This is a genomic window from Pseudomonas sp. PONIH3 (genome assembly GCF_002934345.1).
Taxonomy (GTDB): Bacteria; Pseudomonadota; Gammaproteobacteria; order Pseudomonadales; family Pseudomonadaceae; genus Aquipseudomonas; species Aquipseudomonas soli.
The window spans coordinates 2488838-2501177 of record NZ_CP026386.1 but is presented as its reverse complement, the minus strand read 5'-3'; the positions used below and the strand labels follow the sequence as shown (position 1 = coordinate 2501177).

Annotated in this window: 9 protein-coding genes; 4 read left to right on the top strand and 5 right to left on the bottom strand. The window is 63.5% G+C overall.

Translation table 11 applies throughout. The features are described from left to right. Positions 1-14: 14 nt before the first annotated feature. The 5 genes from C3F42_RS11570 to C3F42_RS11550 form a co-directional block, all read right to left on the bottom strand. The gene (locus C3F42_RS11570) at positions 15-1442 is read right to left on the bottom strand and encodes a di-heme oxidoredictase family protein (RefSeq protein WP_104444462.1); all 1428 of its coding nucleotides are present in this window, start codon (positions 1440-1442) and stop codon (positions 15-17) included. 185 nt (positions 1443-1627) lie between these two features. After that, on the bottom strand, positions 1628-2959 hold the full coding sequence (locus C3F42_RS11565; RefSeq protein ID WP_104444461.1) for an imelysin family protein: 1332 nt from the start codon (positions 2957-2959) through the stop codon (positions 1628-1630). 159 nt (positions 2960-3118) lie between these two features. After that, positions 3119-5170: a bifunctional diguanylate cyclase/phosphodiesterase gene (locus C3F42_RS11560; RefSeq protein ID WP_038707431.1), complete on the bottom strand. Its 2052-nt coding sequence runs from the start codon at positions 5168-5170 to the stop codon at positions 3119-3121. Between the two features lie 333 nt (positions 5171-5503). Beyond that, a complete protein-coding gene (locus C3F42_RS11555) occupies positions 5504-6100 on the bottom strand; it encodes a superoxide dismutase (protein ID WP_023630875.1) in 597 nt (198 codons plus the stop codon). A gap of 238 nt (positions 6101-6338) precedes the next feature. Then, entirely contained in the window at positions 6339-6938 is a 600-nt protein-coding gene (locus C3F42_RS11550; protein ID WP_094010197.1) for a LysE/ArgO family amino acid transporter, read from the bottom strand. A 124-nt stretch (positions 6939-7062) separates the two neighbouring features. Here C3F42_RS11550 and C3F42_RS11545 point away from each other — a divergent pair, with 124 nt between their 5' ends. From C3F42_RS11545 to C3F42_RS11530, 4 genes are all read left to right on the top strand, one after another. After that, complete coding sequence (locus tag C3F42_RS11545; RefSeq protein ID WP_094010196.1) at positions 7063-7953, top strand: LysR family transcriptional regulator ArgP; 891 nt, start codon at positions 7063-7065, stop codon at positions 7951-7953. A 49-nt stretch (positions 7954-8002) separates the two neighbouring features. Beyond that, positions 8003-8998 carry an NAD(P)-dependent oxidoreductase gene (locus C3F42_RS11540; RefSeq protein ID WP_094010195.1) on the top strand — a complete coding sequence of 332 codons (996 nt, stop codon included), beginning with the start codon at positions 8003-8005 and terminating at the stop codon, positions 8996-8998. A gap of 87 nt (positions 8999-9085) precedes the next feature. Continuing rightward, the gene (locus C3F42_RS11535; RefSeq protein WP_094010194.1) at positions 9086-9910 is read left to right on the top strand and encodes an ATPase; all 825 of its coding nucleotides are present in this window, start codon (positions 9086-9088) and stop codon (positions 9908-9910) included. Between the two features lie 398 nt (positions 9911-10308). After that, positions 10309-12315 (top strand): hypothetical protein, encoded by a 2007-nt coding sequence (locus C3F42_RS11530; protein WP_143067515.1) that lies wholly within the window; start codon positions 10309-10311, stop codon positions 12313-12315. The last annotated feature ends 25 nt before the right edge of the window (positions 12316-12340 follow it).

Genomic DNA, 12340 nt, shown 5'->3' with positions numbered 1-12340 from the left:
GGCTCCTTGTGCGTTTAAAGTGAATTCAGGAACGCCAGCAGCGCTGCGCGCTGCTCGGCATTGAAGGTCAGTACATGGTCGCGCGCCGCCTGGGCTTCGCCGCCGTGCCAGAGCACGGCCTCGAGCAGGTTGCGGGCGCGGCCGTCATGCAGGAACTGGCTGTGGCCGCTGACGGTTTCGCTCAGGCCGATGCCCCACAGCGGTGGGGTGCGCCAGTCCTGGCCGTTGGCGGCAAATTCGGTGCGTTCGTCACTCAGGCCCGGGCCCATGTCGTGCAGCAGCAGGTCGCTGTAGGGGCGGATCACCTGGTTGGCCAGTTCCGGCTCGGCCGCATTGGCGGCGGTGGTGAATTGCGGGGTGTGGCAGCCCTGGCAACCAGCCTGGTAGAACAGGTTCTTGCCGGACAATACCTGCGGCGCATCGACGTTGCGCCGGGCCGGCACGGCAAGGTTGCGGGTGTAGAAGGTGACCAGGCGCAGGATATTGTCGCTGACCTCCTTTTCGCCGCCCTGGCCATTGCCATTGGGCGCGGCCAGGCAATCGAGCTGCGCTGCGGTGCAGTCGTCCTTGGGCAACAGGGTGGTGGTCAGGCCCATGTCGCCGGCGAAGGCGTGCACGTTCTGCTGGTTGACGTTTGGCTGTCCTGCCTTCCAGCCGAAGCGGCCGACCACGGTCCTGCCCTGGGCATCGTCCCACACGCGGTTGGCGCGGCCACGGATACCGTCGCGGTTGTGGTCGTCGGGATCCTCGTTGGCCAGCAGGTCGGCTTCGGGGATGGCTTCAAGCAGGCCCAGGCCGATCATCGGCGGAGCGACCCGGGCGGAGAAGCGTGTGTCGGGGTGCAGCGGGCCGTAGCCGAGCTGGCTGATTCGCAGGGTCGGGCGTCGCAGTTCGACCTGGTGGCCGTCCGCGAAGGTGACATTGTGGTTGTCGTAGGTCACGCGGACCTTGCCTTCCGGGGCCACGCCGGGGATGGCCATGTCCTGGAACTGGGTACCGTAGACGGGCTCCGGGACTACCCCCAGGCGCTCGATCACCTGGGCGTAGTACGGCTGGTCGGGGATCGACAGACGCACCAGCATCGACACCGCGTTGCTGTCGTCTGGCTCCGGCGGATGGCCGCGACCATCGCGCACGTGGCAGTTCTGGCAGGCGTTGGTGTTGAACAACGGGCCGAGGCCATCGCGGGCGGTAGTTGTGGAGGGGGCGATTACCCAGGGGTTGCGGAAGAAGCTGTTGCCCACGGCGAAGTCCAGGCGCCGCTCGGGCGTGAGGTTGGCCGAGGGCAGCGAGTAGGCGTTGCGATCGCTGCGCTGCACCGTCGCCTTGCCGCCGGAGAGCGCCTCGCCGGGCTCGGCCTGGGTGAAACGCGGGGCGTCGTCACAGGCGGCGAGGGCGAAGGCCAGCAGCAGAGGGCTTAGGCGGAGCAAGGACATCGACAATCCTGGGCATGGGCGAAAAACCGGCGTGCAAGCTTATCAGGCCAGGGGGGATTGAATAAGAGCAATTTGCAATTACCAGATGAAATAGGCTTTACCTGGAAATGTCCGCGACCACCCATTCCGCTCCCGAACACGGAAATGAAAAAGGCGGCCCGAAGGCCGCCTCTGCTGAACCGCAACGCTGATCAGAATTCGTGATCGGCGGTGTCCGGGTTCAGGTTGTCGATGCCCAGCTTGCCCGCGGCCTGCTCGATCGCGCCGGTCTGCTTGACCAGGGAAGCGATGGCGTCACGCACGATCTGGTTGCCGGCGGCGTTGTCGGCGGCGATCAGCTGGTCGTAGTGCTCGCCCTTGAGAGCGTGGTCGACGATCACCTGGATCTTGGCTTCGGTGGCTTCCAGGTCGGCCTTGAGGGTGGCGTCGGTGGCCGGGTCGGCCTTGGCCACCAGCGACGACAGGCTCGGGCCGCTCAGCTTGCTGCCGTCGACACGGGTGTACTCGCCCAGGTAGACGTTGCGGATGCCCTTGGCGTCGTAGAAGTGCGAGTAGTGGGTGTTGTCGCTGAAGCAGTCGTGTTCATCTTCCGGCGAATTGGCCTCCAGCGAGACCTTCATGCGCTCGCCCGCCAGTTCGCCCAGCGACAGGCTGCCCATGCCGAACAGCATCTTGCGCAGGCCATCGTTGGCCGGCTCTTTTTCCAGGCTGGCGCGGTAGTTGTCGGCGACGTTCGGCGCCCAGTTGCCGACCATTTCCTCAAGGTCCTTGACCAGCAGGTCGGTGGCCGCCTTCAGGTAGGCACGGCGACGGTCGTTGTGCCCGCCGGTGGCACCTTTGCCTTCGAGGTAGTCGGAGGCCGGGCGGTTGCCCGCGCCTGGGCCGGTGCCGTTGAGGTCCTGGCCCCAGAGCAGGAATTCGATGGCGTGGTAGCCGGTGGCGACGTTGGCTTCGGAACCGCCCAGCTCGTTCAGGCTGGCCAGCTTCTCGGGGGTGATGTCCTTTACGTCGATTTTGTCTTCGCCCACCTGGATCTCGGTGTTGGCGATGATGTTGGCGTTGGCCGCCGGGTTGCCCAGGGCGTGCTCATAGCTCTTGTCGACGTAGTCGATCAGGCCTTCGTCCAGGGGCCAGGCGTTCACCTGGCCTTCCCAGTCGTCGATGATGGTGTTGCCGAAGCGGAAGACTTCGCTCTGCAGGTAGGGTACGCGCGAGGCGACCCAGGCGTCCCGGGCGGCTTTGAGCGTCTGGTCGTCGGGCTTGGCGAGGAAGGCGTCGACGGCAGTCTGCAACTGCTTGGCGGTGCTCAGCGAGTCGCTGTACACGGCATGGACCATCTCGGCGTAGTGCTTGACCACGGCCTTGGCGGCGGCTTCATCGACAGCCCCTGGTGCCGCGGTGGTGACAGCGGCAGATGTCTGGGCTTGCGGTGCGGCGGCCTTGTCGTCATTGCCTTCGCCGCAACCGGCGAGGGCGATGGCGATGGCCAGCAGACTGGCGGAGGCCAGAGGCATTCGAATCATTGTTGGTTTCCTGCGTCGTGTGGTTGGACCATGGGTGGACCGTGCGCCGTGGCACGCGAAACCGCAACATCATGCGAAAGATTTGCATTTGCTGTAAAGGGGCGGGCGCGCATTTCATGCAAACGCCCGCTTGCCCTGCTTGGCCGAGATTGGTGGGGGTTACAACGCGGAAACCTGGTTGCGTTGCGCCTGCTTGAGGAAGTTGGTCAGTTCGCGCGCGGACAGCGGCTTGCTGTAGTGGTAGCCCTGACCCTCATGGCAGCCCTGGGCGATGATGTAGGTCTCCTGTTCGGCGGTTTCCACGCCTTCGGCGATCACCTGCATGCCCAGGCTCTTGCCCAGCTGGATGATGGCGCGAACGATGGTGGCGTCGTCATCGTCGTCGAGCAGGTCCTGGACGAAGCTCTTGTCGATCTTGATCTTGTCCAGCGGCAGCGATTTCAGGTAGCTGAGCGAGGAGTAACCGGTGCCGAAGTCGTCGATGGCGATCAACGCCCCGGAGCGGCGCAGGCTCAGCAAGTGCTGGGCGGCGGTGCTGATGTCTTCCATCAGGCCGGTCTCGGTGACTTCCAGCTCCAGGCTGCGCGGTGGCAGGCGGTAGGCCTGCAGCAGGTTGTTGACTACCCGCGGTAGCTCGTTGTGGTGCAGTTGCACGGTGGACAGGTTGACCGCCATGCGCAGCTCGCTGAAGCCCTGGTCGTGCCATTCGCGCAACTGCCGGCAGGCCTGGTCGAGCACCCACTCGCCGATGCTGATGATGCTGCCGTTCTGCTCGGCCAGGGGAATGAACTGGTCGGGCGGGACCATGCCCAGCTCCGGGTGCTGCCAGCGCAGCAAGGCTTCGACGCCTACCACGCGGTGGTCGCGGTAGCTGATCTGCGGCTGGTACACCAGGTACAGCTGGTTGCGCGGCAGGGCTTCGCGCAGGTCCTTTTCCAGTTCGCGGCGGCGGCGCATCTCACTGTCGACGCTGGCGATATAGAACTGGTATCGGTTACGCGAGCGGGCCTTGGCCAGGGTCATGGTCTGCTCGGCCTTTTGCAGCAGCTTCTCAGTGCTGTCGCCGTCCTCGGGGAACAGGGTGATGCCGATGGTGGCGCGCAGGCGGATCTGCTGGTGGTCGAGGTCGAAGGGCGCCTCGAGGTCATCGAGGATGCTCTGGGCCAGCTCGGCGGCTTCGTAGGGCTGTTCGATATTGGCCTGGACCAGGGCGAACTGGTCGCCACCCAACCGGGCCAGGGCGCCGAGGCGCCCGCTGTGGGCGCGCAGGCGGTCGGCCAGCGCCAGCAGCAGCTGGTCGCCGACCTGGTAGCTGAACTGCTCGTTGATGCCCTTGAAGTCGTCCAGGCCCACGCACAGCACGGCGACACGGCGTTGCAGGCGGCCACCGTCGATGAGGATCTTGTCCAGTTGCTGCTGCAGTTGCTGGCGATTGGGCAGGCCGGTGAGAAAATCGTACTGGGCCATGCGCTGCAGACTGTTCTCGGCCTCGTGGCGCAGGTGGGTGTTGCGTTCGATGGAGGCCAGCAACTGGTTGGCGGTGTTGACCCAGATGCCCAGTTCGTTGCGCTCGTGCCCCTTGAGCAAGGGGATCTGGTGCTGGCTGGGGCGGTCGGGGTTGATTTGCGTCAGGTGCTCGATGATCTTCGACAGCGGCTTGGTCAGCAGCCAGTGGTACACCAGATACAGCACCAGGCCCATGGCCAGGGCGCGCAGCACGCCGGAGATGAAGATGATCACCGCGTTGACCAGGAAACCCTCGCCATAGGCGGAGGTGTCGAGGGTAATGCTCAGGTCGCCGTAGTATTCACTGTAGGGGCCGCGGCCGACCAGTTGCGTGGTGTAGGTGCGCTCCTGGCCGAGGATCAGGTCGGTCAGCCAGCGCATGGACATGTCCTGCAGTGGCCGGGACTTTTCCGCGAGCATGGTTTCGTTGGGGTGGCCGATGGAGGCCATGCGTACCGAGCCGTCCTGGAACAGGCCTTCCATCACCTGCATGCCCATTTCCCGGTCGAGGCTGTACACCGCCTGCGTCGAGGGGTCGCGGAACATGTCGAGGATGCGCTGGGCGTCGTTGTTCACCGACTGGCGGGTCTTGTAGGCGTCATAGACGATCTGCGCACAGCTGAGTACGACGCCGACAGCCAATGCCGAGAGCAGTACGACCCGCAGCAACTTGACCGATAAGCTGTTTCGGAATTCCAGCTTCAATGGGGTTTCCTTAATCCATGCGCATGCCATTATTTTGCCATCAACCATGGCGACAGACTATCGACCGAATGCCCCGGCAGGCAACACGTCCGTCGACGGATCTGCCCTTGGCTCTATATCGGTTGAGCGGTCATGCGACTTGAGTGCGCTGCGTCAACTTTCCAGAAGGTTGATGTTAGCGCGCTATGCGGGCTGAGCAAGAGCGCACGGATGGGTTGCAGGCAATTCTGTCAGGTTGGCCCTGGGGGCAGCGAGCTTGCTTGGCGCTAGCGTCATGGCAGGCAACAAAAAACCCGGCACGAGGCCGGGTCTTTTTGCAGGCTTGGCGAACAATCAGGCCTTGAAGGTCTTGCCTTCGAACTGCTCGGCAACGAACTTCCAGTTGACCAGGTTCCAGAACGCCTCGACATACTTCGGACGCAGGTTGCGGTAGTCGATGTAGTAGGCGTGTTCCCAGACGTCGCAAGTCAGCAGCGGGGTGTCGCCGCTGGTCAGCGGGTTGCCGGCGCCGATGGTGCTGGCCAGGGCCAGGGAGCCGTCGGCCTTCTTCACCAGCCAGCCCCAGCCGGAGCCGAAGGTGCCGACGGAGACCTTGGTGAACTCTTCCTTGAACTTGTCGAAGGAACCGAAGGCGGTGTTGATGGCCTCGGCCAGAGCGCCAGTTGGTTGGCCGCCGGCGTTCGGCGCCAGGCAGTTCCAGTAGAAGGTGTGGTTCCAGACTTGAGCGGCGTTGTTGAAGATACCGCCGGAGGAGCTCTTGACGATCTCTTCGAGGGTCTTGCCTTCGAATTCGGTGCCTGGGACCAAGTTGTTCAGGTTCACGACATAGGTGTTGTGGTGCTTGTCGTGGTGATACTCCAGGGTTTCCTTGGAGATGTGCGGCTGCAGGGCATCGTGGGCGTATGGCAGCGGCGGCAATTCAAAAGCCATGGTGGATCTCCTGATTCAGGTCTGTTCGCGGTATGCGCAAGGCCGATCACGGGCGGCCCGGTGAGCGTCGGCGAGTTTGTACTCTTTGCGACGCAAGGGCTGGATCATAGCACCGGCCTCGGCGCTTAACCACGCAACATCTATAGGGAATAGAGGTTCCAGAGCGGTTGGCTGGGGCCGACAGGTGGGCTGCTTGACTGTCGTAGCCCTGCGTGGGATACCCGGTTTTTTCGCGGCGTCAGTTGAAGATCAACTGCGCCGCCACCGCGAACATCATCACCGCCACCATCAGGTCCAGCATGCGCCAGGTCGCCGGACGTGCCAGCCACGGTGCCAGCCAGGCGGCGCCGATCGCCAAGGTCGAGAACCATACCAGCGAGGCACTGGCGGCGCCGGCCACGTAGGCGCCGGGCACGGCCTGCTGGGCGCCGAGGGAGCCGATCAGCAACACGGTATCAAGGTAGACGTGCGGATTGAGCAGGGTCACCGCCAGGGCGCTGAGCAGCACCGCGCGGCGCGAACGCATGCCCTGGCCTTCCTGATGCTGCAGGCTCTGTTTCGAGCAGGCGCTGCGCAGGGCCTTGGCGCCGTACCAGATCAGGAACAGCGCACCGCCCCAGCGGGCCACGGCCAGCAGTGTCGGGTTGTGCGCCAGCACCGTGGCCAGACCGAACACCCCGGCGGCGACCAGCAGGGCATCGCAGACGATGCACAGTGCCGCCACTGGCAGATGGTGTTCACGGCGCAGACTTTGTGCCAGGACGAAGGCGTTCTGCGCGCCGATGGCCATGATCAGGCCGAAGGCCACCAGCATGCCGTTGAGATAGCTTTGCCACATAGCGGGAACACTCCAATGGCGCCGATGCGGGATCGGCGCGGGTTACCAAGAAAGATGTGGCCATTCTGGCGGTTGCGGCGGTATAAGAAAAACAAATATAGCTGATCAGTCATTAGAGAAATCGATGTTCGACTACAAATTGCTCGCCGCCCTCGCCGCGGTGATCGAGCAAGGCGGCTTCGAGCGCGCCGCCCAGGTACTGGGATTGTCGCAATCGGCCATCTCGCAACGCATAAAGCTGCTCGAGGCACGGGTTGGCCAGCCGGTGCTGGTGCGCGCCACGCCACCGAGCCCGACGGAAGTCGGGCGCCAGTTGCTCAACCATGTGCAGCAGGTGCGCCTGCTCGAGCGCGATCTGCAAGGCCAGGTGCCGGCACTGGACGAGGAGGGCATGCCCGAGCGCCTGCGCATCGCCCTCAACGCCGATAGCCTGGCAACCTGGTGGGCCGGGGCGGTGGGGCCGTTCTGCGCCGAGCAGCAGGTGCTGCTCGATTTGGTGGTCGAGGACCAGGACGTCGGTCTGAAACGCATGCGCGCCGGTGAAGTGGCGGCCTGCCTGTGTGGCAGCGAACGGCCGGTGGCCGGAGCGCGCAGCTTGCCGTTGGGCTTGATGCGCTATCGGGCGCTGGCCAGTCCCGCGTTCATGGCGCGTTACTTTCCCAACGGGTTCGCGGTCGAGCGCCTGGCCCGCGCCCCGGCTGTCGTGTTCGGGCCTGACGATTTCCTGCAGCATCGCTACCTGGCGTCGTTGGGTGTGCAGGAAGGTTTCCTGCACCACCTTTGCCCCTCATCCGAAGGTTTCATGCGCATGACAGAAGCCGGCCTCGGCTGGGGGCTGGTGCCGGAGCGACAGGTGGCCAAGCAGCTGGTGCGTGGTGAGCTGGTGGAGATCTGTGCAGATACCCCCATCGATGTGCCCTTGTACTGGCATCATTGGCGCAACGGCGGGCAGTTGCTCGCCCAGTTGACCGAGCACCTGCGCCATTCGGCGCGGAATTGGCTGGTGCCCTTGTAGGCACTTCAAGCGTCAGCTGCATCTGAAATAGAGCAAGGCGGAGTCTTACATGCGAATTCTGGTCACCGGCGCGAGCGGCTTCATCGGCGGGCGCTTTGCGCGTTTCGCCCTGGAGCAGGGCCTGGAGGTGCGGGTCAACGGCCGGCGGGCAGAGGGTGTGGAGCATCTGGTCAAGCGTGGGGCGCAGTTCATCCCCGGCGACCTGGGCGACGCCGAACTGGCCCGGCGCCTGTGCCAGGGGGTGGACGCGGTGGTGCACTGCGCCGGCGCAGTGGGCACCTGGGGCCGCTATCAGGACTTCCACCAAGGCAACGTGGTGCTCACCGAGAACGTGGTCGAAGGCTGCATCAAGGAGCATGTGCGGCGCCTGGTACACCTGTCGTCGCCGTCGATCTACTTCACCGGCCGCTCGCGTATGGATGTCCGCGAGGACCAGGTACCGCGTCGATTCCATGACCATTACGCGCTGACCAAACACCTGGCCGAGCAGAAGGTGTTCGGCGCCCAGGAGTTCGGCCTGGAGGTGCTGGCGCTGCGCCCGCGCTTCGTCACCGGGGCCGGCGATGCGAGCATCTTCCCACGGCTGATGCGCATGCAGGCCAAGGGGCGTGTGGCGATCATCGGCAATGGCCTGAACAAGGTCGACTTCACCAGTGTGCACAACCTCAACCAGGCACTGTTCAGCGCGCTGTTCGCCGAGGACCAGGCTTTGGGCCAGGCCTACAACATCAGCAACGGCCAGCCACTGCCGCTGTGGGATGTGGTCAACTACGTGATGCGCCGCATGCAGCTACCCCAGGTCACCCGCTATCGTTCACCTGCCCTGGCCTACAGTCTGGGGGCGCTCAACGAGGCTGCCTGTCTGCTTTGGCCCGGGCGCCCGCAACCGACCCTGAGCCGCACGGCGGTGCAGGTGATGAGCACGGATTTCACCCTCGATATCAGCCGCGCCCGCCAGTATCTGGACTACCGGCCCGGAACCGATGTGTGGGCGGCGCTGGATGAATTCTGCAGCTGGTGGCAGGCGCAACACGGGCAACGCTGAACCTGTGCGCGGGATGATGGTCATCAGTGCGCCGCCCTGGCGGTTTATACTCATGCCTCTTTGCTACCACCGCGGTTGAATGCACCCATGCGTAACGACGCCCACGATGATTTCGACGACGTGCCCACCCTGCGTGCCGGCACCCCTGATGACGATGAATTGCTGCCTGCCCATGTGGCCCGTAGCCGCCAGAAGGCGGTGCGGCCGCGTAGCAATGGCCCGCTGTGGACATTGCTGGGCGCCTCGTTCATCGCCCTGGCCGGGCTTGGCTGGTGGAGCTTCCAGCAGATCACCCTGATGGAGCAACAGCTGGTCGCGACCCAGGAAAGCTTTGCCCGTATCAGTGAAGAGGCCGCCGGGCGCTTGCAGGTGATCAGCGGCAAGGTCGACGCCAGTGAGTCCAGCAACAGCACCGGCAGCGAGGCATTGAAGTTGCAGATTCGCCAGTTGCAGGCTTCCCTGGCCGAGCAGGGCAAGCAGCAGCTGGGCGTCGCCGGGCAGGCGGGGGACCTGGGCAAGCGCCTGGAGCAAGTGCTGGCCGATACCCGTGAACAGCAGAAGGCGGTCACTGAACTGCAAAGCCAGTTGCAGGCGCAACTCAAGGTCCTCAATGCCGAGCTGGCCGCGCTCAAATCGGGGCAGGTGGATGGCGGTAAGCTCGATGGCCAGCTCAAGAGCCTGAGCAACGACGTGGCGACTTTGAAGAAACAGGGCAACCCAAATGCCGCCATCGAGAGTCTGGAGCAAGATATCCTGGTGCTCAAGAGCCAGGTGGACAATCGCCCTACGCCCACGGCCGGTGGCGCCTCGGTGCAGGAATTCGATGCCTTCCGCGGGCAGGTAACCCGCAACATCAGCACGCTGCAGAGCCAGATCCAGAACCTGCAGCAGCAGATTAACTCCCGTCCTTGAGCGCGCTTCTACGCGCCTGCTCTACTTCCCTGCCTATTTTGAAGCTCCGTGCGTGATCTACGCGCGGGGCTTGCTCGTGGTTTGTCCACAGTGGTTTCAGCCGCCTCTTGCAAGCCCCAGGTGCGCGTAAACCTGGGCGCAGCAGCGTCAGCTTTCAGGCCTATGGCAGCGCGCACCTAGCATTTCTGTCAGGTGTGGGCCTGGATGGACTTTGTTATTACTGCTTCACCCAGACGGTGGTGGCCAAGCAGCCGCGATCACGATCTCGGCACCGCGTCATCCGGAGCTGAGCATCATCCGGGCCAATGACACCGGGGTGGAGCCTACATTCAGGTACCGCGCAATCCACGCTCACAACAGCACACGCCTGAACACGCCAAATGCAAGGGGAGGTTGCCATGAATACGCCTGCTCACCCGTTGATCAGCAGCGCAAAAGTAAAGAAGACTTCGACGCTGGTTTTTCCGAAACTCGCGATGGGCGAGGCCATTGTTGAAGATCTGATTGATGACGGTACCGGAAAGATGGAATTGCTGCCTAAAACCAAGCAAGAAGACGCGCTAAAGGTAAAGGTACCGAACTGGCCAGAGTCCGAGGTCGATTACATCATCGCATTGACATGGGACGACGTGCGTCTCGATAACATTCCTGGCGCTTTCCACTCCATAGCTCAGGCAGAACAGGCAAACCCTGATTTTAAATTCGAGCTCAGCGTGCCTGCCACGTATTGGGCCTCGGTGGCTGATGGAGAGGATGCGCGGTTTCGCCTGGGCTATGACGTACAACCGTTCCCGGATGACCGTTGGGATTTAGGGCCCCGGCGCCTTGTGCGCATCGACCGAGAGGCTCCGGGAGGCAGCGATGGAGCCTTGGCCAAACTGCAGTTTCCCAAGGTGGTGGAGGAGAGAAGGCGCATTCTGGTGGGAGACTTCACCTCCGGCCTGTTGGATACCGAGGTCAAGGGATATGTGTCGCAGCAGGTGGGTGACCAGATCGTGGTCACCATGACCGATGGTACCAACAAGGTACCGATCGGGCCGATCACCGTTTTTAGCGCAACTGATCCCACTACCGTGCCATTGCCTTTGATCGACTTGCAGAAGTTGGACGACAGAAAACCCATCACCTTCACCTACCAGTCGACCGACCGGGCGGGGAACGTGTCGCTGGCTTCGGTCCCGCACGACACGCTCGAGTTGCTGTTGACGGATATCCCGGACCTGCTGCCGGTTCCCGAAGTGCCAGGTTTCGATGCTGGCGGTGATCCACCTGTCCTCGAGGCGGATGCCCGGGCGGGTGTGGACGTGCATGTTCCCCAGATCACCAGCGTCGCGGTGGGTGACGAGATCGTCGTGTTGTGGGGGAGCCAACGTGACGCGCCGCAGCGGGTCAACCAGATTCCGCCAGCGCCGGATCCACTGATGGTGCTCAAGCTGCCCTACCCGCTGACCAGCGCGGAAACGGAGTACGGCCCGGTGGCCGTTGCCTATGAACTGTGGCGAGCCGGTTCGTTGATCGGTACATCGGATGGCGCCGCGAATGTAGAGGTCGATCTACGGGTGCCAGGTGGCCCCGACCCTGATCCGGAAACGCCCGGGCATGACGACCTGGTGCCCGCCACGATCAAAGGTGGTAGCTCAGGCCAGGACGACAAGCTGGATCCCGAGGATGTCGCGGCAGGCGCCGAGGTTACCATTGCGTGGGAGGGGCTCAGTGCTAGGGAAGTCCTGGCCGAGGGGGACAAACTCGCACTGTGGTGGGGGAACCAATCGCCTCATCCGCTCGATTCGGTCACTGCGCACGAGGCGTCTGAGCAGCTACCTATCGTCCGTGCGGTGCCAGCAGCGTTGTTGGGTGCCGAGCCCAGCGGCCAAGTGGTAATGGCCTATGCAGTCACCCGGGAAACTGAAACAGGAGGGCCGGAAAACACCTCGTTTTCACCCCCGAAGCTGGTCGAGGTCCTGCGCGCTGACGAGTTGCCGGGGCAAGGGGGGCCACTGCCTTCGCTGGAGTTCACCAAACTGAATGGCAACGGTGCCATTGGCCGGGAGGAGGCACAACGAGAGCTGCCGGTGCGTATCGCTGGCTACAAAGGTATGGCGCCCGGCGATGTGATCGTGATCACGGTCGATGGAAAGCGCGGCCTTGGGATGCCAGAAGATCCGATTCCCGGCTTCCCGGTGAGCGGGCCGTCGTTCCGCATCGAGCAGCACCATATTGACGAGGGTGAGGTAGTGCTGGCGCTCAAGCGCCAATATGCCTACATGGTTTGTCGAGGTCACCTGCACGTGAGCTACACCGCCAGTAACGTTTTCGGCTCGGTGGCGGCGGCGCATCAACCTACGCCAGTCTCCGTGCGTGAGGCTGGGCAGGATAATTGCCCAATTCCCACTCAACGCTTCTGAAGCCATATCCCTGGCGAGCGCCTGC